Here is a 21676-nt window from a genome sequence, read left to right on the forward strand (position 1 = left end):
CTCGTGGAGGGGCAGGGTGGGGCGAGGCAGGGTAGGGCGAGGCAGGGTGGGGCGAGGCAGGGTGGGGCGAGACGGCACATTCGCCGGGTACGCGAGCGCGCCCCTGCGCTGCCTGGCGCTGGCCGGGCTGGCGCTGCTGGGACCGCCCCTCCTGGTCATGACCTTCGTGGGCGCGCACGCGGGGCTGCCGTCCCCGGCGTTCTTCGTCGAGCAGGGCCGCCGCCTCCCGGCACTGGCGCGGCGGCTGGCCGCCCGGTGGGGCGGCGTGGAGATCGCCGCGCCGTACCGCCCGGTCCCGCCGCCGCCCGTGCGGGATCCCGACGGCTGGTACCGCGACGGCGACGCCCTGTTCCGCTCGGCGTTCCTGCCCGCCTACCTGGCGCGGCTGCGGTGGGTCGCCCGCGATCCGGCGACTGCGCGCGACCTGGCGTGGATGGCGCTCAACCCGCTGGTCGGCGGCGTGCTGGCGGGGCTCGCTCCGGCGGTGGCCGGCGGCGGGCTCGCGGCCTTGTGGTGCCACCGTCCGGCCGGGGCGGCGGCGGTGCTGCTCGGCGCGGCGCTCGGGCCTTCGCTGTTGCGCCTGCACGCCCGCTGGACCCGGGTGCTGCTCGCGCCACTGCCACACCAAGCGCCCGGCCGCGTCGCGCGGGCCGTCGGGGCGCGGGCCGCCGCCGGGGCGCGGGTGTGCGCGAGCGTCGTGCTGGCCATGGTGGCGACGGTGTTCGCCGTGGCTCAGACGGTGACGATCGGGCTGATGCCGGTGCGGCTGTGGCCCGAGACGGTGCTGGGCTCGCGCCGGTTCGTGTCCTGGCGGCGGGCCCGGATCGGCGAGTGGACGGGCGTGCGGATCGCCGAGCCGTACCTGCCCGAGCCGCCGCTGCCCGACCCCGATCCTGACGGGTCGTACCGGCTGGGATGGGGGCCGGTCGGCACGGTCTACCGGACGCGGGGAGCCGCCGTGCGGGCGCGGCGGTTCGGGTGGATGATCCGCGATCAGGCTTCGTGGCGGGATCTGGCGTGGTTGTTCCTGGAGGTGCCCGTCGCCGCCGTGCTCTTCGCCGTGCCGACCGCGCTGATCGTCGGCGGGCTGGGCTGGTTGTGCTGGCTGTGGGTGTGGACCTCGGCGCTGGGCCTGCTCACCGGCGTGACGTGGTCGCCCGGCGACGTGCTGCACGCCGCCGGGCCGGTGTTGTCGGGCGTCCCCGCTCCGGTGGCCGGCCTGGCTGTCGCCGCCGTCGGCATGGCGCTCGCACCGGCGGCGCTGCGCCGGCACGCCCTGCTGAGCCGCTCGCTGCTCGGCCCGGCCAGGGCGGCGCTGCTGGCGAGCCGGGTCGACGCGCTGACCAGCAGCCGCGCCCAGATCCGCGACGCCCAGGCCGCCGAGCTGCGCCGGATCGAACGCGACCTGCACGACGGCGCGCAGGCCCGCTGGGTGGCCGTCGGGATGACGCTGGGCGCCGCGGAAGGGCTCATCGACCAGGACCCGGAGGCGGCCAAGGCGATGATCGCCGGCGCCAAGGACATGTCGGTGGCCGCACTCGGCGAGCTGCGGGAGCTCGTCCGCGGCATCCATCCGCCGGTGCTCGCCGACCGCGGGCTCGCCGACGCCGTGCGCACCCTGGCGATGGACGCCCCGCTGGAGGCCGAGGTCCGGGTGCGGCTGCCGGGCCGGGTGGCCGCGCCGATCGAGGCCGCGGTCTACTTCGCCGTGTCCGAGCTGCTGACCAACGCGGCCAAGCACGCCGCCGCGTCCGGAGTCCTGGTGGAGCTGCGCCACGCGGACGGCCTGCTGACGGTCACCGTGGCGGACGACGGGCGGGGCGGCGCCGAGGCCGGGCACGGAGGCGGCCTGCACGGCATCCGGCGCCGCCTCGACGGATTCGACGGAGTTCTGACCCTGTCCAGCCCGCCGGGCGGACCGACCGTAGTCACCTTGGAGATTCCATGCGCGTTGTCCTCGCCGAGGACGTCTACCTCCTCCGGGAAGGACTCACCCACCTCCTGAGAGCCCACGGCATCGAGATCGTGGCCGCGGTTGACACCGGCGCGGAACTGCTCGACGCCCTGGCCAGGCACCGCCCGGACGCCGCGATCGTGGACGTGCGCCTGCCGCCCGGCTACACCGACGAGGGGGTGCGGGCCGCCATCGAGGCCCGCACCCGCCGCCCCGGCTTCCCCGTGCTGGTCCTGTCGCAGTACGTCGAGCAGATCTACGCCCGCGAGCTGCTGGCCGACGGCGCCGGAGGGCTCGGTTACCTGCTCAAGGACCGGGTGTTCGACGCGAGCCACTTCGTCGACGCGCTGCGCCGGGTCGCCTCCGGCGGCACCGCCATGGACCCGGAGGTGATCTCCAAGCTGCTCGGCGGCACCTCCCCCCTGCACCCGGCCGCGTCGCTGAGCCCGCGCGAGCGCGAGGTGCTCCAGCTCATGGCGCAGGGCCGCTCGAACGCCGCCATCGCTGGTCAGCTGTACATCAGCGAGGGCACGGTCAGCAAGCACATCGCCGCCATCTTCGCCAAGCTCGGCCTGGAGGACAGCGGCGACAGCAACCGCCGGGTTCTGGCCGTGCTGGCCTTCCTCAACCACGCACGGCCGGACCCCGCAGGGCCCTGATCAGCGGTCCGGCCTGACGGACAGGGCGTGCCGGAACACGCCGCGCGGGTCCCAGCGGGCCTTCACCCGCTGCAACCGCGGGTAGTTGCCGCCGTAGTAGAGCGTGGACCAGGGCACGCCGGAGGTGTTCCACGCCGGGTCGGCCAGATCGATGTCGGGATAGTTGATGTAGGCGCCGCCGTTGGCGCCGTTCGGGACCGGTACGCCGCCCGTGTCGGCGTACATCTCCCGGTAGAGGCGGCGTACCCAGGCGATGCTCTCGGCGCCGTCCCCTTCCGTCCATCCGCCCAGGAAGAGGGCCTTGAGTATCGAGTCGCGCTCGGCCACGGCGGTCGCGCCGGGGGCCACGGTGTTGACCTGCCCGCCGTACGACGCCAGCAGCAGCACCCCGCTCGAACCGGCCGGGCCGGGCACGCTGAGGCGGTCGTAGGCGAGTCCGATCTGCCGGTCGGTGAACCGCCGGCGCAGCTGGGCGGACTTGGCCTTGAACCTGCCCGACTCCTGGCCGCTGCTGAGCGCTTCCGTGCTGATCGCGTGGTACCAGGGCAGGCGTTGCGCCTCGGGGATGACCGCCTTCGCCGTGACTCCCCGCGTCAGCGCCGCGAAGTACTCGGTGAGCAGGCGGCCGGCGTCCGGGACGGAGGCGTCCATCATGGTCGGCAGGATCATGCCGCCGGGGTCCGCCCCCGGGGTGCGGCTCTGCACGATCAGCGCGCTCCAGAGGCCCGCGTACGGCGTGCCGGGGGCGCTGTTGCGCTCGTGCCACTCGCCGTGGTTGCGCAGCAGGGCCGTGAAGGACTCCCTGGTCATGTCGCCCCACGACCAGGCCGGGGCGCAGACCAGCAGCGCCGGTGGCGGCTTGGGCAGCAGCGTGCGGGGGTCCTTGCCCTTGGCCTTCGGGTCGCGCATCCAGTAGCGCGTCACGACGCCGAAGTTGCCGCCTCCGCCGCCCGTGTGCGCCCACCACAGGTCGTGGTTGGGGTCGGACGGGTCCCTCGTGGCGACCACTGTCCGGGCCCGTCCCGAGCGGTCCACCACCACGACCTCGACGGCGTGCAGGTAGTCGACCACCGAGCCCAGCCCGCGCGAGTGCTGGCCGTAGCCGCCGCCCATGATGTGGCCGCCGGCCGCCACGCTGCCGCACTGGCCTCCGGGGATCGTCACGCCCCAGCCAAGGTAGAGCGTCCGGTACACCTGCATCAGCGTCGCGCCCGCCTCGATCGCGAACGCGCCTCGCTTGTCGTCGAAGTACACCTCCGACATCTCGCACATGTCGATCACGACCTGCGCGCCGTCGCCGACGAAGTTCTCGTAGCAGTGGCCGCCGCTGCGCACGGTGACCCGCTTGCCGGCCTTGACCGCCTCCTCCACGGCCCGCTCCACCTGCTCGGCCGAGCCGACGACGTGGAAGTACTCCGGCCTGGGGTTGAACCGCAGGTTCGTCCGGCGCACGGCGAGATCGGCGTAACGCGGATCACCCGGACCTATCCGGACCGGCCCCAATTCCTTGGCTTCTGACGGTTTTGTGTTTGACGACGTGCCGAGGCCCAGCACCGCCGTCCCGCCCGCTGCCGCCGCCCCGCCCATGAATCCGCGGCGGGTCACCTGGCTCACGATCGACCACCTCCTGCTCGCAGCTGAAATCCGTGCGATGGCAACGCTAGGAGCGTGATCATGGACGGAGAACCGCCCTGGCACCCGTCCGGCCTGGGACCTGACTCCCATCCGCGCAGGCGGTGACGACCCGGACGAAGTCGCCGATCTGCGTCATGGCGTCGGCGGCTTCCGGAAGGAACGACCAGTACAGCTGGAAGCTCTGGGCCGCCACCGGGTAGATCTCCTGCCGCACGTCGACGTCCTGGGAGCGCGCGTGCGGGGGTCAGCCGTTCCGCGTCGGGGAGGCCTTCGTCGCCCGCCGCCGCCTGGACGAGCATGGGCGGCAGCCCGTGCAGGTCGGCGTGGAGCGGATCGAGAAGGGGATCGTCGGGCGGGTGCCCGCCGAGGTGGCGGGCGATGCCCCAGGCCGCCCCCTGACGGGTGGCGCTGGGCGCCGGAACCGCCGGGGCCGCGGCGCTGAGGTCGACGTACGGCGTGAACAACACCGACCCGGCCGGCAGCGGCTCGCCGCGTTCCTTCAGCCGCAGGAGCAGGGAGAGCGCGAGCCCGGCGCCGGAGGTGTCGCCGGCCAGCACGACGTGGCACGACGTGGCACGACGTGGCACGGCGCGGCGCGCTGGTCGAGCAGCCAGGTGTAGGCGGCGTGGACGTCGTCGAGAGCCGCCGGGAACCGGTGCTCGGGCGCCAGCCGGTAGTCGGGGGTGAGGACCCGCCCTCGGACGGCGTCGGCCAGCGCCCCGGCCAGAGACCGGAACCCGAACGCCGATCCGCTGGTGTAGGTCCCGCCGTGCAGCAGCAGGCACAGGCCGGACCGGGTTCGGCCGGGCTCGCCACCAGCCCCGGCACGCCGCCGGCGTTGACCGGGGTGACGGCCATCTCCGGCATGAGCGGCATCAGCGCGTAGTGCCGTTCGGCGGCGGCGCGCAGCGCTTTCACGTCGGCGTAGGTCAGGCCGGCGAACTGGTCGCCGAGCCGCCGGATGCGTTCGGCCAGCTCCCCGCCGGTCGAGCGGGTGGCCCTGACCGCGTCGTCGAGGTCGTCGAGCACGGCCGGCACCCGGTCGAGCAGGGTACGCCCGGCGGGCGTGAGGGCGACGTGCTGGGTGGAGCGGCGCAGCAGCACGCAGCCCAGGCTGCGCTCGAGGGATGGGGACTGCTCCTGTTGTGACCGCCGGGGATGCGGCCACTGGCTCCGCTGCTCAGCGCGCGGACAGCGACGGCACGATCCGCCACCACGGCCGGGCGATCGCCCGGACCTCGGCCTCGAACGCGGCCGCCGCCGCGGCGGCGCCGGGCGGCGCGAAGACAGTCGAAGGCATGGTGCTGGCCGACGGCGTGCCGTTCGCCTTCGACCACGCCTGGTGCATCAGCGCCGCGAGCGATCGCGTCATCGACTCCACGCTGCCCGACGGTGCCGGCCTGGCCTACCTCGGCATCGCCCTCACCGACGGCTACCGGCGCGAACAGCAGGCGCTGCGCGGAGTGGACGCCGTCATCACCGGCGGCGGCATCAACCTCGCCGACAACGCCGACGCGCTACGCGGCGGTCTGCCCAGCCACGCCTGGCTGCCCATCGGCCGCCCCTTGCCTGTAAGTTCCGGCGCTAGATGGCCGAGAACTACGAGCTATCCGGCCGTGATCGTGGCCGTCTTGATCAGCTCGGACCGTCAGTCTGAGCTCTCAGAGTCCAGCAGACAGGCGTCAAGAATCTCGAGTGCGGACCCTATCTGGACGGCGTTCGAGCAGGCTGGGGGTGTGGCGTTGGGGTACGCCCTTGCCGGACAGGCCACGAGCGAGGGGCATTTGCAGGGCGGCGGCCGAGGACGCTGTCAGACCTCTGGGCTGGCGGGGGCTGCTTGACGCCTGGGACGTGGCCGGTGCTGGCGACGGCCTCACCTACAGCGTGAGCAGGCCGTACCAGCGTATCGACTACGTCATGACCTCTCGCGACATCAAACGACCTCGGTGGCCGTCATCGGCACCGAGGCCTCCGACCACTTCCCCATCGTGGCCGACCTCGAACTCCCCACCCCTCGCCCTGACCTCCGGCGCCCGCCGTCTCTCGCGACGGCGGGCGCCGAGCGGTCCGGATCAGATGACGCCGCTCTGCCCGACGCAGCTCGTGACACCGTTCCTGCCGGCCAGCTTCACGAAGACCCGATGCGCCATCGGCCGGGTCGCCGAGATCGCCCTGCTGCCGGAGTTGCCCGTGATCACGGTCGACAGGAACTCGGCGTCCGGAAGGCCGCCCCGATCCTGAACGAGGCTGACCTTGACCGTGGTGGGGCCTCCGGAGGCCGTCCAGTGGACACGGCTGAAGCGGTGCCCATACGTCGTGTCGATGTAGGTGACGGTCACCTTCAGCCTGTAGGACCCCTTCGAACAGGTCGCGACGAGGGCCTTGGCTGCCGACGTGGTCACCGACGCCGCCGGCGCGGACTCCGAGGCGGACGCGGTCACCGACGCCGACGCATGCGCGGGCGCGCCCATCATGGCCACGGCCCCCATGGCCCCGACGACGACCGCGGTACGCATGATCTTCATATGGTTCCCTCCGTTGATTTCCCGTCGAGGTGAGACCATACGGAGACGCGGTATGGCGGAGGTATGTCCAATCAGACCACTCGGAGCGTGTAAGTTCCGGCGACACCGGGCCCGGGTTGCGGCCGAGTTCGGTGACGTCGAGCATGCCGATCCAGGTACGCCGCTCGCGGCCGGCGGTGCGAGCCAGATGGCGGGCCGGCGCTTAGTGCCCGTGTACAAACTGATCCCTCCGCTTGCCAGGTAGGGCCCATACCGGCCGAAATGGTGACATAGAGCGAAGGTCCTGCGACATAAAGCGACCTTCCGGTAGCAACGGTGGTTATCGAAGCCCCATCACCGACCGGAAGGCCTGCCGCCGTTGTACGCCACCGATGCCATCGCTGTCTTCCGTACCGAAGAATCTGCCTGCTCATGCGCCGCTTGCCGGTACGGCCGCGGAGCCGACCACCCGATCCGGGCACCCCGCTACACCACCGACATGACCGACGCGGAATGGCAGGCAATCGGGCCGTTGATGCCCTGGCCGCCCTGGTTGCACGGCAACGGCGGACGGCCCGAGAAGTACTGCCGCCGCCTGATCATGGACGTCATCCGCTACGTGGTCGACAACGGGATCAAGTGGCGCAATCTGCCCGCCGACTTCCTGGCGCCCTGGCGCACCGTCCACTCGATCTTCACCCGCTGGTGGCAGGACGGTGATCTCTATGCTCTCCACAATGACCTGCGCGAACAGGTCCGGATAACCGACGGGCGCGAGCCGGAGCCCAGCGCGGGGATTATCGACTCGCAGTCGCTGCGGGCCGCCGAGACCGTCGCCGCCGGCTCGCGTGGATATGACGCGGCCAAGAAGGTGCAGGGCACTAAGCGGCACATCATCGTGGACACCCTGGGCCTGCTACTGGTCGTCATCGTCACCGCCGCCAGCGTCCAGGACCGCGACGGTGCCAAGCCCGCCCTGGTGCATCTGCGCGACTGGTACGAGCGCATCACGCTGATCTGGGCCGACAGCGCCTACGCCGGCAAGCTCGTGACCTGGGCCCGAAAGCACCTCCGGCTCACCCTGCAGATCGTCAAGCGCAGCGACGACGTCAGCGGCTTCGTGGTCCTTCCGCGCAGATGGGTGGTGGAGCGCACACTGTCGTGGCTCTCTCAGCACAGGCGGTGCGTACGAGACTACGAGCGCTTATCCGAACACCACGAAGCCATGGTCCTCTGGGCAATGATCATCCTCATGGGACGACGACTCGCACGATCCACATCGCCCCAATCAATCTGACGATCAGTTTGTACACGGGCACTTAGCCAGCCTTGCTAGCGGGGCCAGGGCTCTCCAATCGCTCGAGGCAGCCACCTCTGTTGGGTGCGGCTCTTTCTGAGGGACCGAGCTGATCAGGCGATGAGCTCGTAGTCGTGTCGGCCGGAGAAAGTCTCGAGTTCGAAAGGAGGGTGCACCTGTTTCTGCGCTGGAGACGGACGCGGAACTCGAATTCTCGCAGGTCAGGCGCAACTTTCTGATGCTTCAGCGAAGTTGTTCATCATTGCTGGATACGGGAGGCCAGCTGGGGAGGGCCGGGAAGTCACGCATGCTACGCATTGAGGTGGCGAGCAGGAGCAGCGGGGTGACGGCGAAGAAGGTGGCCAACACCCACATCGCGGCGCCGATCCCGAAGGCTGTCGCCAGGACGGAGGCGGTGGCTGCGCCGAGCGGCACGGTGCCGGAGATGACGAACCGGGAGACCGCCGTGACCCGGCCCAGGAGGTGCGCCGGTATGTAGTTCACGCGGAAGGTAGCGGTGATGGTGCCCGATATCGTGGCGCCGAGCATGACCACGAACGATCCCACCGTGAACAGCGCCAGCTGCCAGCCAGGGCCGCTGGCTGGCAGCAGCAGCATAAACGGCGCGGTCACGACATTGACCCCCACGTAGGTGCGCGCGCTGCCGAAGCGGGCGACGGCCCGGGACGCGAGCACGGCGCCCAGCAGGCCGCCCAGGCTGGCGAGGCTGATCAGGCCGCCCACAGTTCCTGGCGCGATACCTTCGGCGCGCACCAGGAAGACGATGCGCAGCGAGAACACGCCGAGCATCCCGAGGTTGATCATCGCCGCCACGATGAGCATGGGCAGCATGAACTCGCCGTACTTGAAGTAGCCCAGGCCCTCGCTGAGCTGCCGGAGCATGCCGGGCCGCCCGCCCGCCGCCGACCTCGGCTCGGGCGTGGTCCGCAATCTGAGCAGGCAGACGGCCGAGACGATGAAGGTGACCGCGTCGATGAGGAGGCCGCCGACCGCTCCGGCCACCTCGGTGAGCAGACCGCCGAGGCCCGGGCCGGCGAGCTCGGCGGCCGAGGCGCTGGCCTGGAGCTTGGCGTTGCCCTCCATCCGGTCATCCGGAGCCAGTAGGTGCGGCAAGTAGGCGTTGAATGCCAGGGTAAAGAACATGCTGGATGTGCCGGCGATCAGCACCGCGGCCAGCAGCATGGGCACGGTCAGCACACCAGTCCAGGCGGCGACCGGGATAGCGGTCAGGACCGCGGCGGACACCAGGTTGGCAGACACGAGGATGCGGCGGCGCGGCCAGCGGTCAACCCAGGTACCGGCCGGGAGGCCGATCAGGAACCAGGGCAGCCAGCTGGCAGCGGTCAGCAGTGCCACCGTGCCGGTGCTGGCATGCAGGACGGTTATCGCCAAGAACGGGACGGCCACCGTGGTGATCGCCGAGCCTAACCCGCTGACCGACTCCCCAGCCCACAGCAGGGCGAAGTTCCGGATGCGGAGCAGGCCGCCCGGCCGCCTTTTCTTAGCCGCAGTGATGTGCGGCGACACCCCCGTCTCGCGATCACCCACCGAACGCACGGTATCGCCACAGCCGCAAGTGGCGGCGGCATTTAACGGAGCGTGCGACCGGCGAGGTGGTGGCGCCGCGCTCCCTGCTCAGCCACTCCCTCAAAAGGAGCCGCACCCAGTAACGATGGCGTCCGGACGCCCCTGCGGGGCTGTCTCAGCGTGGGACCTCCGAGGCGCGGGCGCTTCGTGCGACGGTGTCTGGCCGCCCGAAACAGCTCTAGTCGACGCGTTCGGCGTTGGAGTCGTAGCCGCCCCCGCCCGGGTACACCCAGGCTCCCGTGAGGGCGCCGGTGCGGATCTTGACGCGGGAGTACGGCATCGCCGGGCCGGTCCCATCACCGTCAGCTGTCACGCCTGGGCCTCCACGATCAGCGTCCCCACGTTCTGTGGGTTCGGGGCGGGCTCCACCCGCGCGCTCACGTTGCGAAAGCCTGCCCCGGTCAGCATCTGCGCCCACCCGTCGGGCTCGTACGTCCATCGGTAGGTCCACACCTGCGGGCCGGTGAAGCCCGCCCCGTACATGCCCTGCATGCCGGCGGTGCCCGGCACGACCGGCGCGCAGGAGAACTGTCAATCCCCTGAAAGCGTGGAGACGGTTCTATGCCACAGTGGTCCCCAGCAGGGCCGATGAGGCTTGTCTCTTCTCGATCATGTGACGTTCGAATGTGATGGGCGGCAGGCCGTCGTTGGCGCTGTGCCGCCGGGTGGTGTTGTAGAAGTCGGCGATCCAGGTGGCGATCTTCAGGCGGGCCTCGGCCCGGGTGCGGAACCGGTGGCGGTGCACGTACTCGACCTTGAGCGTGCTGTTGAACGCCTCGGCGGCTGCGTTGTCGAGCGCGCAGCCCACGCGGCCCATCGACTGGACTACGCCCAGGCGCCCGGCACAGCTCCTGGTAGCGGGTGGCTGTGTATTCCGAGCCGCCGTCCGAATGAAAGATCACCCCTTCCACGTCGCCGCCCCGGGTGGCCGCCGCCATCTGCAGCGAGGCGCAGGTCAGCGCGGCATCATGGTGCTCGGACATGGCGTAGCCGAGCAGTCGGCGGGAAACAGGTCCTCCACCGTGGCCAGATACAGCTTGCCCTCGTCGGTGTCGATCTGCGTCACATCACCACACCACAGCACGTCCGCAGCGACCGCGTTGAACGTGCGCCGCACCAGGTCCGGGGCAGCCGGCCGCTTGCCTTGGCGGGTCAGCGAGCGCGGTTTGCGCCGCACACGGGCGACCAGGTCGAGCTCGGTCATCCGTGCCGCGACCGTGTTCTCCGACACCCGCCAGCCCGCCTCGTGCAGGTCACGGGTGATGCGCGGCGAGCCGTAGGTGCCGCCGGACGCCTCGAACGAACGGATGATCTCCGCGTCCAGGCCGGCCCGCCGGCGCTGGCGAGCGGTCGGCGCGTCCTCGCCGATGCGGTTCTTCCACTTGTAGTACCAGGACTGCGAGACGCCCAGCGCCCGGCAGGAGACGGTGTGGTCGATGCCGTGCTCGGTCTTCTGGGAGCTGATGAAGGCCGCCACGCTCATCGGCCCATCGCCTCTTTGACCCACAAGACCACGGAACGCTTGAGCACTGTGAGACTGGAGAGGTACCGCCCGAAAGCCAGGGTCTGACCCAGCTTGAGACTGGCCACTTGTGCCTTGGTGATGACCTGTCGCCCTGGTCCGGGCGGTGCCGCCGGACCAGGCGCGGATGTGTCCCCATAGGGGCCTCGCCATGTGCATCATCACAGTCCTGACTCCCTCGCCCGGCCGGTGACACCATCACCTGCCCAGCCACTGAGGAGACCCGTGACTCGCCCCGCCGACAACCACACCGCCAACGCTCATGCGCCAGAGCAAATCGTGCTCGGCGTGGACACTCACAACGACCTGCACGTCGCAGCAGTGATCACTGTCATGGGCGTGCTGATGGGCACCCAGGCGGTTCCGGCCACCGCCGATGGCTATGCCGCGCTGCTGGAGTGGGCGCGCGGACACGGCCACCTGCGGCGCGCCGGCGTGGAGGGCACCAGCTCACACGGCACGGCGCTCAACCGCCCCCGGGTGGGAGCGGCATCGCCGTTCATGGCCGCGTCCAGGGCAGCCAGCGCGTCCTGCATGCCCTCGCGGGTGTACAGGCCACGGCCGTGCCCCCACGGCCCGACCAGCAGCCGCACCCCGCGCCCGGCGGCCAGCAGGCGCGCGTGATCGGCCAGCATGCTGGGCAGGAGGAAGTCGTACCAGCCGCCCTGCAGGTGCACCCGGGACGGCATCCGCTCGGTGTTGGCGCGGTGGTCCGTCCGCGCCCAGTACGCCTGGTCGCGGCCGTTGCTGATCCACTCCTGAAACCAGCTCACCCGGTGCCCGGTGAGCGCCCGATCGGCCTGCTCCAGCGGAAGGGTGAGGGTGGCGCGGCGCAGCTTGCGGCCGGCCGTGAAGGTGGCCAGCAGCTGCCCGGGGCACGGAGAAGTTGCCACTGAACATGGTGTCCACGAGCTGCACCCAGCCCAGCGCGTTGCCCAGCGCGAACGCGCCGCCCGGGTACATGAAGTCTTGGTGCAGTAGTGCGGGACGGCCGGTGTGTGCTCATCTGGGAGGTCCGCACGAGCGTCCGAAGAGCTCAGGCCGGTGGCGTGCCCGATCCGCAGCATGACGCCCATCACGTTGTGGAGCCGGACGGCTAGGCCGGGCAGGCCGGGGTCGTCCGGGGCGAGGCCAAGGATCAGCTGTTCGAGGGCGGCGATCGCCCCGCGTACGTGGGTGGCGCTCGCGCCTTGCGAGTCGGATGCGACAGGCTCACTGGGCATGGCCGCTCATGGCAGGCAGTTGCCGCTGGTCAGCTACGCCGCCGCGCGGGAAGCGCGCCGGGCCAGGGCGGCTTTGGCCTTACAGGCTTGGTTGCAGTGGCGGGCGTCGGCACGCCGCGGTGCGGGAGAGTGTGTCCGCACTGGGCGCAGCGGGGCTGCGCGGCGACCAGGGCGAGCTGCTCGGCGCTGGCCGGTCTGCGGCCCCCTTTGAGCGCTCTGATCTGGGAGGAGTCCGCTGCGGCGCGGGAGAGGTCGAGCGCGTCGGGAGGATTTGTCCTTCTCTGAGTGCTGCCATGAGGTGACCAACCCACTGCAAGGGTGTGGCGAACGCTCAAGAAATTTGAGTGGCTGGTCCCAGAGAAGGCCTGCCCCCTCAGCCCGGGAGCAGGCCCTCCGAGATCAGCCCAGGCCCTTTTTCACGGCCGTGATGAGCTCGCCGTCAGCGGTGTCGCCGCTGAGTTCCCAGAGGAACGCGCCGGCGAGACCCTGGTCCTTGGAGTACCTCATCTTGCCGGCGATCGTGGCCGGCGTGTCGTAGCCCCACCACTGGGTGCCGCAGTGGCCGTAGGCGGTGCCCGCGATCGTGCCGGTGACGGGGCAGCGGGCCTTGAGCACCTTGTAGTCCTCAACCCCCGGCTCGTACGTGCCGGGAGCCGCGCCCGTGGCCGTGCCGCCCGGCTCGGCCTTGCTCACGCCGGTCCAGCCGCGGCCGTAGAAGGGGATGCCGAGCAGCATCTTACCCGCCGGCACGCCCTTGCTCTTGAGCTTCTGGATGGCGTTGTCGCCGTGAAAACCGGGGATCGGAATGCCGGCGTAGGAGTCGAGCGGCGCGTTCGGGGCCGTCGGGCCCTGCGCCTCCCAGGCGCCGAAGTAGTCGTAGGTCATGACGTTGTACCAGTCCACGTACTGGGCGGCACCCGCGTAGTCGGCCGCGTCGATCTTGCCGCCGCTGGTGCCGTCGGCGGTGATCGCGGCGGTGACGAGGTTGCCGGAGCCGAAGCGGGAGCGCATGGCCGACATGACGTTCTTGAACGCGGCAGGGCCGCTGGTGTCGCAGGTGTCGTAGCCGCAGGCGTTCGGGTATTCCCAGTCGATGTCGATGCCGTCGAACACGTCCGCCCAGCGCGGGTCCTCCACCAGCTTGTAGCAGGAGTCGGCGAACGCGGCCGGGTTCCGGGCGGCCTGGCCGAAGCCGCCGGACCAGGTCCAGCCGCCAAAGGACCAGAGCACCTTCAGGTTCGGGTACTTCTTCTTCAGCTTGCGCAACTGGTTGAAGTTGCCGTGCAGTGCTCCCGCGGCCGTGCTGTCGGCGACGCCGTCCACGCTCTCGCCCGCCGTGAAGGGACGCTCGTAGGCGGCCCAGCTGTCCCCGACCGTGCACTGGCCGTTCGTCACGTTGCCGAAGGCGTAGTTGATGTGCGTCAGCTTGGACGCCGAGCCGCTGGTGTCGATGTTCTTGATCTGGTAATTGCGGCCGTAGATGCCCCACTCCGCGAAGTAGCCGAGTACCCTGTTGCCCCCGGCGGCGCCCGTGGTGACCGTGACGGTGTTGCTGGCGGCGGAGCGGTTGCCGGCGGCGTCGCGGGCGCGGACCGTGTAGGTATAGGCGGTGTTCGCGCTCCGGCCGGTGTCGGTGTAGGTAGTGCCGGTCACCGTGGCGACGAGCGTGGTGCCCCGGTAGACCTCGTAGCCGGTCACTCCGACGTTGTCGGTGGAGGCGTCCCAGGCCAGCGCGACGCTGCCGGCGGTGACGCTGGTCGAGCGCAGGTTGCCGGGCACGGTCGGGGCCATGGTCTCGACCGGCTCGCCAGGAGAACCCTCGTCTCGCCCGAAGTCGAACGGAAACCGGGGAGTGCGTTCTTCGTAACAGAAACTACCAGCGGGAGGCGCGGGAACACAGATGGTGGTGGTGTCTTTGGGGATGGCCTTGTCGAGATTGCCCGCGAACTCGGAGTCCTTGATCGCAATCGTGGCCCCGCCGAAGTTGTGGGCGAACAGCTTGTCCCGAATCCCGCTCGGGAAGCCGTTGTAGGAGACGAGCGTAGAGCGGCGCCAATCGCCGTAGTGGTTCTCGGGCGGTTCGTCGTTCGCTGTGGCGAAGCGGAAGGCGTGAGTGCTTCCGCCGTCCTTGTGATACACGATCTTGGGGTGGGTGCCGTCCCACCGGACCTCGTCGGCCGGTTTGATCTGATATTCGCCGTGGGCCGATGCGGCCACGTATTTGGCCTGGTCGTTCTGGACCCAGACCGCGATGTGTTCCCAGTCGTGGCGATGGCCGCCGGCGTCGGCCACATGCTCTACTGCGACGTCCTTCTCGAAGTAGTAGTCGTAGAGATAGACGCACCAGCCGGAGTTGCACCGTTGACGGGAGTAGGCGTTGGTGTTGTCCAGGTCGGCTTGGTCACGGCAGAGATGGGAGCTTGTGGTGTTGTGGTTGTCCAGCCCCTCGGCGATCTTCCCGTCGGGTCCGATGGCCGGGACGTTGTAACAGCCGTTGGTGTCGTAGTCGAGGGCCGGCTGCCACTTCAGATCCCCGACGGTGGCGCTCTGCGGGAGCGCGCGTGGCGGCTCGGGGTCGGCGGCCAGCGCGGGCAAGGCCGGGACGAGAACGCCGAGCGTCGCCACCGCAGTGGTGACCGCGGTCGCGATCAGGGGCGCCCTCCGTCGTGAGTGACGGCGGCGCCGGCCTCTGAAGACACCGGGAAGAGAGCCTAACCAGGCTTTCCCGGCCTTTGCGGAATGGTCCAGCAAGATTGTGTCCTGCCCTTCTCTCGAGAAGACCGAACGTCAAAGACGTGCGCCATTGTTCAGCGGGCAGGTATTCACAATGGAGTCCGTTTGACATCCAATCCTTGCTCACCAGGCTGATCAGATCAGGAGCGGGGATCTCCGGTCGCCCGATGCCCCCGCAGACACGAAATCGCCTCTTGCCCGTGATGTCTCCACAGGCAAGAGGCGCTTCGCAGGCGTGACCTAGCGGGAGTAGAGCTCCACCACGAGCTGCTCGTCTACCGGGATCGCGATCTGCTCGCGCTCGGGCCGGCGCGCCAGGGTGAAGCGCAGCTCGCCGAATCGTCCAACAGCGGAGCCGTATCGGCGAACTCCAGGGCCAGATCCATCGTTATCGATGGTTATCCACTCGGCACACGCAGACCTACCCCGAGGCCCGAGGCCCGAGGCCGTCGAGCAGGCACGCACACGCCGCGCTCACCGTGCTCCAGGCCCGTGGTCGCCGCTGACCTTCGTGCGCCCCTGATCCCGGTACGGCACCGAGCTGGACCACCACCGACGACATCAGAACGCCAGTAAGTCACACCCGTTAGCCGCTGCTGAGCACGCCGACGGGAACCCGACTTACTGGCGTTTTCATGTCGCGACGCACTGACGCTCTCGTGTCGCCGCCACTGACATCACGTGTCGCAGGCCGCCGACGTTCTCGGGTCGCTTGGCAGCTGAATCCGGCCGAACGCGACCAGTTCGTGCAGGTGCTCACCCGCTTGCTGGACCACCACGCCCGGACCTCCTGGCCCCGCGTAGTGGCTTCCGACATCAACTGAAGCGGTCCCGTCCGGCTGGGCGTGGTGGACACGAATCCCTACCTGCGCTCCCTCGGCAGCTTCTGTTGATGATCCGTCAGGCCGCGGCGAATGCGGCCCCCGGCCGCCCTCTGTGTGCGCCCGGCAGGGCGATGAAGCATCGGTCCTGGACAGTGGTGTCACGCTGGGGACGGTAGGGGGTGGGCGGCGATCCGTCCGGCCTCGGCGGACCCGGCGGGTGTGAGAGGGCTCAGGGTGATGCGGTGAGCGCTGTCGCCGGCGACCAGGCCGTCCAGGCCGTTCAGGCGATGGCGGCTGATGGCCAGGACCAGACAGCCGGCGTTGCCGGGGAGCAGTGCGCGTACTTGGTCAGTGGTGGCGGCGTTGTCCAGCAGGATGAGCATGCGGCGGTCGCCGGTCAGGCTGCGGAACAGGGCCGCCCGCTCGCCCACTCCGGCGGGCACATGCCGGAGGTCTGGGGCAAGGGCTCGCAGGAAGCGCGTCAGCGCCTCGGCGGGCGGCAGCGGCATGTGCTTCGTGTCGTGGCCGCGCAGGTCGATGTGCAGCTGGCCGTCCGGGAACCGGTCGGCTACGCGGTGGGCGAAGTGCACCGCGAGCGTGCTCTTCCCGACGCCGGCGGCCCCGTCGATCGCCGCGATCACGAGGGCGTCGCCGGCGTTCGGCACCAGGGCCGTCAGGCGGGCGAGTTCAGGAGAACGGCCGGTGAAGCCCGCCAGGTCGTGAGGAAGCTGGGCCGGAGGCTGCCATGCCGGCGGGTTGGCCACAGCCAGTTCCCACAAGGCGACCAGTCGTGCGGTGTCGCCGCTGCAGGCTTTGCCGATGGCTTCGACGGTCTGGCGAGACGGTAGCAGTTTGCCGTTGAAGTATCGCTCCAGCGAGGACTTGCTGCAGTGCGTACGTGCTGCCATCTGGACCAGTCCCAAGCCGGAAGCGGCCTTGAGCAGACGTAGTTCGGCCGCGAGTTTGCGCGCATGCACCCCGTACACCGCCGCCGGGCTCATTCGCCCACCTCCCCTTCTCGTGATGTGGTGATTTATCAGGCTTTTCGCGGACAACTCGTCCGCCGGTCAGGCCCTCATGAAGTAGGCGTAGGCGTCAACGTCGACGCTCACCTGCCCGGTGCCTTCGTTCTTCAGCACCACCGACCCGTCGGAGCGCATGGTGGCGGCGGTGGAACCGATGGCGTCCTTGCCCGCCGCCGGATAGGAGACCACGCGCGCGGTCGTGGGCCCGCTCTGAGGCAGCACCGAGACGATCCCGGCCGCCGTGCCTCTGGCCGCCACGGTCAGGGCGACCGCGGTGACGCCGGAGGCCGGCAGGCCGGTGAGACGCAGCGTCTTGGTGCCGCCCGCCGGGATCGTCAGGGCCCTGGCCTGAGGCGTGGGACGGATGGTCTTGATGACCGAGCCTCGCTGCGCGGTGGAGAAGTAGCCGGTGACGTCCACGGAGATCTCGACGTTGTCGAAGCCGAGGTTGTGCACGTTGATCTTCCCGTCGAGGCCGGGCTTGACGATCGTGGAGAACTGGGTGGCGATGCCCGCCGGGTAGTCGGCGTTGGCGTCGGCGGGGTAGACGTCTCCGGCGGCGTACATGCGTAGCGTGCCGGTTGACGGGCTCTTCAGGATGACCGTGAGGGCGACCTGGGCGACGCCGGTCGCGGGCAGGCCGCGCATGTCGGCGATGGACAGCTGGTGGTTGCCCATCGCGGGGATGACGGTGCGGTCGGCGACCCGGGCGGGTGTGATCGGGATGTAGGTGCCCCCGACGACGGCCGCCGCCTGGCTGAGGGTGTGGCCGTGCGCGTCGAGCGTCACCCTGACGGGGCCCGTACCGCGATTGACGACTTTGACCTTCCCGTCCGCGCCGGCCTTCGTGATGATCATCGTTGCGGCGGAGCGCGTGGTGTCGTAGGAGACGGCCGTAGCTTCCGGTTCCAGTTCGTCAGAGGCGTGTACGGCGATCGCGCCCGTGTTGAGGAAGTCCCCCTTGGCGCTGACGTTGAGCGCGATGGCCCGCACGCCCTGCGCGGGCAGCCCGGCCACGCCCGCGACCTGTACGGTCAGGGCGGAGTTCGCATTGATCTGGACGTTGTCCAGGAGCCTGCCGCGCGAGTGGAAGTACTGGTCGGGCCCCGGGCGAGGGATGGCGTCCAAGGCCGCGGTGTCGAGCTGGACGCGGGGCGTGACGGCACCGGTGTAGGTGATGCTGCGCCCGGTCTCTTCGAGTTTGCTCTCGAGGGCCGCCGGCCCGAGCGCGGGATAGGACTGGTGCAGGACGGCGAGTGCGCCGCTGACGTGCGGGGCGGCCATGGAGGTTCCGCTCATCGACGCCCAGCCGTCGCCGGGCATGGAGGAGATGATGTCGCTTCCCGGAGCGAGGAGGTCCAGGAGGGGGCCGCGGTTGCTGAAGGAGGACAGGGTGTCGGAGCCGGTGGTGCTGCCCACGGTGATCGCCGAGGAGATGCAGGCGGGAGCCGCGACCGCGGCGGGGTAGGCGTTGTTGCCCGCGGCGATGACGGTGGCGACCCCGGCCGCCAGGAGAGCGTCGATGGCGGGCTTGCGCGAATCGTTGTCGCACGGGCTGGTGTGCATGCCGTCGCCCAGGCTCAGGTTGGCCGCCACGATGGGCAGCGTCTCCTTCAGCTCCAGGACCTTCTCCAGCGCGGCGACCTGGGCGCTGGCGAAGCTGAGTACGCACGGCGCGGCACCGGAGCCGCAGTGGTCGTCGGAGTCGAATCTGCTGAAGATCTGGATGGCCACGATGCCGGCTCCAGGGGCGACCCCGCTCCCGTCGTCACCGTCGAGCCCTTCACCGTCCCCGGCGATGATCCCGGCCACGTGGGTGCCGTGGGAGCAGTCCAGCAGGTCGTCGGTGCACGCTCCGCTCCCGGGGTCGGCCGAGGCGGGTCCCTCCTGCGTGTCGTCGCCGTTCGGGCACAGGCTGGTGGCGGAGTAGTCGGGATCGGCGGGCGAGAAGCACGCCTCGGCCACGACGCGTCCGCCGAGGAACGGGTGGCCGGCGGCGACGCCGGTGTCCAGCACGGCCACGACGCCGCCCTCGCCGGTCAGCCCCGCCGCCCTGGTACGGTCGCCGCCGATCAACGGGACGCTCTGTCCGAGGACCGGCGGCACCGGCCGATCCTCGGACACGCTCACCACTCCCGGTTGGCCGGTGAGCCGCTGAAGACCCGCCCGATCGGTCCGCAGGGTGACGACGGGGGAGCGCGACAACGTCTGCAACACCTGCCCGGCCCCGGCCGCGGCGGCCAGGTCAGCGCGCTGCCTGGTCACGACATTGACCCGAACCTTGGCACCGGCATCCAGCTTCGCCGCCAGCCCAGGCTCCACCCACGGCCCCGCCGCCGCAGCCGACCCGCCGCCCGCCGTGACGGTGATCGAGGAGAGCAGAACGGCCACCAGGACGACCATGCGGGGGAATGCCGCCGTGACAATGGCTAATCGCCTCATGAAGCACTCCTTTGTGGGCGTTCAGGTCCAATGAACGGTATTGGAGCCGATTTATGCTGCAAGTAGAGCCGTCAATTGATGATGGTTTCGACAAATATTGGATTGCTTTGGCGAGCAGAAGAGGTCCTGCGCGCCTGTCTTGTGACGGAAGGTCTTGTCTCATCACCGAACACCGCATCCGCCGACACCCGCCGGCCTACTGCTCGTCGTCCTGGTCGCCGCGCCTGGTCCGCGAGTACAGAGCCTCTCTCGCCAGCTCAGAAGTGATGATCCACATCGTCCTCGTGGACCCCTGGGATTTGGGCATCCAGTTCGCATGGTGAACGCGAACGTAGCCGTCGGCGGCGGTGCAGTTCCATTTGCTGCTTTTAACGTTCTGCAACCGAGTGGGCCGGGTCGCGTATTGAAAGATGACCACCATGGCCCTCTCCCTTTCTCGGCAACTACTGCTGCTGGAGTCACGCTCACGGGCGCCGAGAAGGAGACGAGACCCAGCGTGTTCGTCGTCGCACAGGCCAGGCCGGTTGATGGCGCCTTGATCGCGCAGGTGATGTGCATGGTCACTCTCCCTGTTGATCGAAGTCGCGATAAGTCGGACGTCGCGCCCGACCGGAGGCCTGCGCTGACGCGGATGCGCGGGGACTTGTTCAGGCGGCTTGGCCCCTGGTGGAGCCGGATGGTACGTACACCGACGAGCTCCTTCACGGACTGGCGCCCACGGGGGGCCGACCCCCGGCACAGATGAAGCTATCTGTCAGTCGCTTGCCAGTCGTCAACCGCTAAGTGGGACATTCGCGTCCACCAACCGCGGTACGCACGCCCGACGTCAACCGGCCGTGGTAGGTGGGCGTTGAGCCTGTCTGATCCCCGGGTTCAGGCTCCGGGCCACGTCGGATTGATCCGTCGCTGATACGGTGCGATGGATTTGAGTCATGACGATGTGGACTATGGCCCGTACTCGACCGGCAGGTCCCGCTATGGGCTGCCGGTACGACGTCACATCACCGGCTTGGACTGCCGCCATAGATCCGAGACCGCGCTTCGCTCGCCCAATGGCAAGTGAGGCTCAATCAAGGACCATTCCTCATCGTTGAGGTCTCCACGCGCCATGCTCGATGGCCTGCCAGGATCGCGACCGTACCGCAGGTGATCCTTATGATCTCAACCCCGTACAGGCTCTAAGCAGGGCCTCCCTCCGTCTGGCCGCCCGGTTTGAGGTCCATCGGGAACGGCACAAACGCTCAACTTCCGCAGGCAGTCCAGAAGCGGACATAACGGCTTGGGTATCCCGTACGCCGGGCAGTCGACGGGGCGACGCGCTTCGAAACCGGTCCACTGTTGTGATGGATGGTGCCCCTGGCCGGCTGACCAGCAGGCGTCATAGAGTCGATGAATGCTCACAGCGGTGTCGCCTATTTTCACGTGAGAGTACGCGTAGGTACGCATGCTTACCTGTGAATCGGCGTGCGCTAAGGTGCAATAGCGTGCGCCAGCTCACTGGCGACGCCTCGGTTCGCATCCGGAAGTCCGTCTGGAAGCGCTAAGTAGCGGCGATCGGACACGCCTGACCTGAAGAGGACAGCCCGGGAGGTGATGTTTCCCCCGGGCTGCCCGAGTGCCAGGCTCTCCTTACGGCGCCACCAGATGTTCCGTTATGGAGACCACGAACTCCCCATAGTGAAGGGCTTCGCCTATTCTCGTGAACCTTTCGTATTGGCCCCGGGAGATCGGTTCGCCTTTGACGACAAGAGTTCGTAGAAGGACGCGGAACGCGAGATCTGGAGTGCAGTGGTGTACACATCGAGTCAGCCGATCAGCTAGATCGGCGCCGATGGCTCCGGCTGCCTCGCTTAATTCGGTTAGGATTGCGCCGGTGTGACCGGCCCCAGCCTCTTGATCGATCGGATCGAGAGAGCCGGGGGGAGTGATGCTTCTTCTCTGCAGCCAGGCATCACATTCATCGATGAGCATCTGCATCCATAGCGATCCCGATGGAACGCGATGGCCAAAGAAGTTCGCAGCCTCCACTCCCGACCGCCACAGCTGTTCTATGGACTCGGACGAAAGCCCTTCGAGAAGCAGCGTTGCATCGCGGCGTACTGATATGACATAGCGGGAGTCCAGCCCTCTCCAGAGGGTGTGCCGAACCGCTCCGATCGCCGAATCCGCGTTGTTCGTCCAATCGGCATGGAATTTGGTCATCAGCCAGGTGATGCCGAAGTCGTCCTCAGTGAACCGCTGCATGTCTTG

The 21676-nt window shown here is 69.3% G+C and carries 19 protein-coding genes and 3 pseudogenes; 5 read left to right on the forward strand and 17 right to left on the reverse strand.

From position 1 onward, the window contains the following. The first annotated feature begins 61 nt into the window (after positions 1–61). Both ACBJ32_RS02860 and ACBJ32_RS02865 read left to right on the forward strand, forming a co-directional pair. Positions 62–2005, forward strand: a complete 1944-nt coding sequence (locus ACBJ32_RS02860; RefSeq protein WP_375125275.1) for a sensor domain-containing protein — start codon at positions 62–64, stop codon at positions 2003–2005. Beyond that, a complete protein-coding gene (locus ACBJ32_RS02865; protein ID WP_375125276.1) occupies positions 1945–2613 on the forward strand; it encodes a response regulator transcription factor in 669 nt (222 codons plus the stop codon). The genes ACBJ32_RS02860 and ACBJ32_RS02865 overlap by 61 nt, the downstream gene beginning before the upstream one ends. Here ACBJ32_RS02865 and ACBJ32_RS02870 read toward each other — a convergent pair whose 3' ends face one another. The 5 genes and pseudogenes from ACBJ32_RS02870 to ACBJ32_RS02890 form a co-directional block, all read right to left on the reverse strand. Continuing rightward, positions 2614–4065, reverse strand: coding sequence for a BBE domain-containing protein (locus ACBJ32_RS02870; RefSeq protein WP_375125958.1), 1452 nt, complete (start codon positions 4063–4065; stop codon positions 2614–2616). Between the two features lie 90 nt (positions 4066–4155). Further along, positions 4156–4338: pseudogene (locus tag ACBJ32_RS02875) on the reverse strand (twin-arginine translocation signal domain-containing protein); the annotation flags it as partial. Then, positions 4286–4462 (reverse strand): hypothetical protein, encoded by a 177-nt coding sequence (locus ACBJ32_RS02880; protein WP_375125981.1) that lies wholly within the window; start codon positions 4460–4462, stop codon positions 4286–4288. The gene ACBJ32_RS02880 and the pseudogene ACBJ32_RS02875, both read right to left, overlap by 53 nt. 46 nt (positions 4463–4508) lie before the next feature. After that, a pseudogene (locus ACBJ32_RS02885) lies at positions 4509–4835 on the reverse strand (alpha/beta hydrolase fold domain-containing protein); the annotation flags it as partial. Further along, a complete protein-coding gene (locus ACBJ32_RS02890) occupies positions 4748–5035 on the reverse strand; it encodes an alpha/beta hydrolase fold domain-containing protein (protein ID WP_375125959.1) in 288 nt (95 codons plus the stop codon). The pseudogene ACBJ32_RS02885 and the gene ACBJ32_RS02890, both read right to left, overlap by 88 nt. A 98-nt stretch (positions 5036–5133) precedes the next feature. On the opposite strand from ACBJ32_RS02890, the gene ACBJ32_RS02895 reads away from it, so the two are divergent. Both ACBJ32_RS02895 and ACBJ32_RS02900 read left to right on the forward strand, forming a co-directional pair. Further along, a complete protein-coding gene (locus ACBJ32_RS02895; protein WP_375125982.1) occupies positions 5134–5397 on the forward strand; it encodes a hypothetical protein in 264 nt (87 codons plus the stop codon). A 149-nt stretch (positions 5398–5546) separates the two neighbouring features. Then, positions 5547–6089: a hypothetical protein gene (locus ACBJ32_RS02900; protein ID WP_375125277.1), complete on the forward strand. Its 543-nt coding sequence runs from the start codon at positions 5547–5549 to the stop codon at positions 6087–6089. A gap of 231 nt (positions 6090–6320) precedes the next feature. Here the strand turns inward: ACBJ32_RS02900 and ACBJ32_RS02905 are convergent, their stop codons facing one another. Continuing rightward, entirely contained in the window at positions 6321–6773 is a 453-nt protein-coding gene (locus ACBJ32_RS02905; RefSeq protein WP_375125278.1) for a hypothetical protein, read from the reverse strand. Positions 6774–7251: 478 nt separating this feature from the next. Here ACBJ32_RS02905 and ACBJ32_RS02910 point away from each other — a divergent pair, with 478 nt between their 5' ends. Further along, the gene (locus tag ACBJ32_RS02910) at positions 7252–8049 is read left to right on the forward strand and encodes an IS5 family transposase (protein WP_375125279.1); all 798 of its coding nucleotides are present in this window, start codon (positions 7252–7254) and stop codon (positions 8047–8049) included. 243 nt (positions 8050–8292) lie between these two features. On the opposite strand, the gene ACBJ32_RS02915 is transcribed toward ACBJ32_RS02910, so the two are convergent. The 11 genes and pseudogenes from ACBJ32_RS02915 to ACBJ32_RS02965 all read right to left on the reverse strand — a co-directional run bounded on the left by ACBJ32_RS02915 (position 8293) and on the right by ACBJ32_RS02965 (position 21670). Beyond that, entirely contained in the window at positions 8293–9618 is a 1326-nt protein-coding gene (locus ACBJ32_RS02915; RefSeq protein ID WP_375125280.1) for an MFS transporter, read from the reverse strand. Between the two features lie 217 nt (positions 9619–9835). Then, the gene (locus ACBJ32_RS02920) at positions 9836–9970 is read right to left on the reverse strand and encodes a hypothetical protein (protein WP_375125281.1); all 135 of its coding nucleotides are present in this window, start codon (positions 9968–9970) and stop codon (positions 9836–9838) included. Continuing rightward, the gene (locus ACBJ32_RS02925; protein WP_375125983.1) at positions 9967–10167 is read right to left on the reverse strand and encodes a hypothetical protein; all 201 of its coding nucleotides are present in this window, start codon (positions 10165–10167) and stop codon (positions 9967–9969) included. Before ACBJ32_RS02925 ends, ACBJ32_RS02920 begins: the two co-directional genes overlap by 4 nt. Before the next feature lie 49 nt (positions 10168–10216). Further along, entirely contained in the window at positions 10217–10549 is a 333-nt protein-coding gene (locus ACBJ32_RS02930) for an integrase core domain-containing protein (protein ID WP_375125960.1), read from the reverse strand. A 4-nt stretch (positions 10550–10553) separates the two neighbouring features. Next, positions 10554–10640, reverse strand: a pseudogene (locus ACBJ32_RS02935) (hypothetical protein); the annotation flags it as partial. Then, complete coding sequence (locus tag ACBJ32_RS02940) at positions 10613–11140, reverse strand: IS3 family transposase (RefSeq protein ID WP_375125282.1); 528 nt, start codon at positions 11138–11140, stop codon at positions 10613–10615. The gene ACBJ32_RS02940 and the pseudogene ACBJ32_RS02935, both read right to left, overlap by 28 nt. Positions 11141–11559: 419 nt before the next feature. After that, positions 11560–12402 carry a CocE/NonD family hydrolase gene (locus ACBJ32_RS02945; RefSeq protein ID WP_375125283.1) on the reverse strand — a complete coding sequence of 281 codons (843 nt, stop codon included), beginning with the start codon at positions 12400–12402 and terminating at the stop codon, positions 11560–11562. Positions 12403–12801: 399 nt separating this feature from the next. Beyond that, positions 12802–15027 (reverse strand): glycosyl hydrolase family 18 protein, encoded by a 2226-nt coding sequence (locus tag ACBJ32_RS02950; RefSeq protein WP_375125284.1) that lies wholly within the window; start codon positions 15025–15027, stop codon positions 12802–12804. Between the two features lie 1090 nt (positions 15028–16117). Further along, entirely contained in the window at positions 16118–16960 is an 843-nt protein-coding gene (locus ACBJ32_RS02955) for a helix-turn-helix domain-containing protein (RefSeq protein ID WP_375125285.1), read from the reverse strand. Positions 16961–17026: 66 nt separating this feature from the next. After that, complete coding sequence (locus tag ACBJ32_RS02960) at positions 17027–19426, reverse strand: S8 family serine peptidase (protein WP_375125286.1); 2400 nt, start codon at positions 19424–19426, stop codon at positions 17027–17029. Positions 19427–21055: 1629 nt separating this feature from the next. Continuing rightward, positions 21056–21670, reverse strand: a complete 615-nt coding sequence (locus tag ACBJ32_RS02965; RefSeq protein ID WP_375125287.1) for a hypothetical protein — start codon at positions 21668–21670, stop codon at positions 21056–21058. Between the last annotated feature and the right edge of the window lie 6 nt (positions 21671–21676).

The sequence above is a fragment of the Nonomuraea sp. GTA35 genome (assembly GCF_041950525.1).
Classification (GTDB): Bacteria; Actinomycetota; Actinomycetes; order Streptosporangiales; family Streptosporangiaceae; genus Nonomuraea.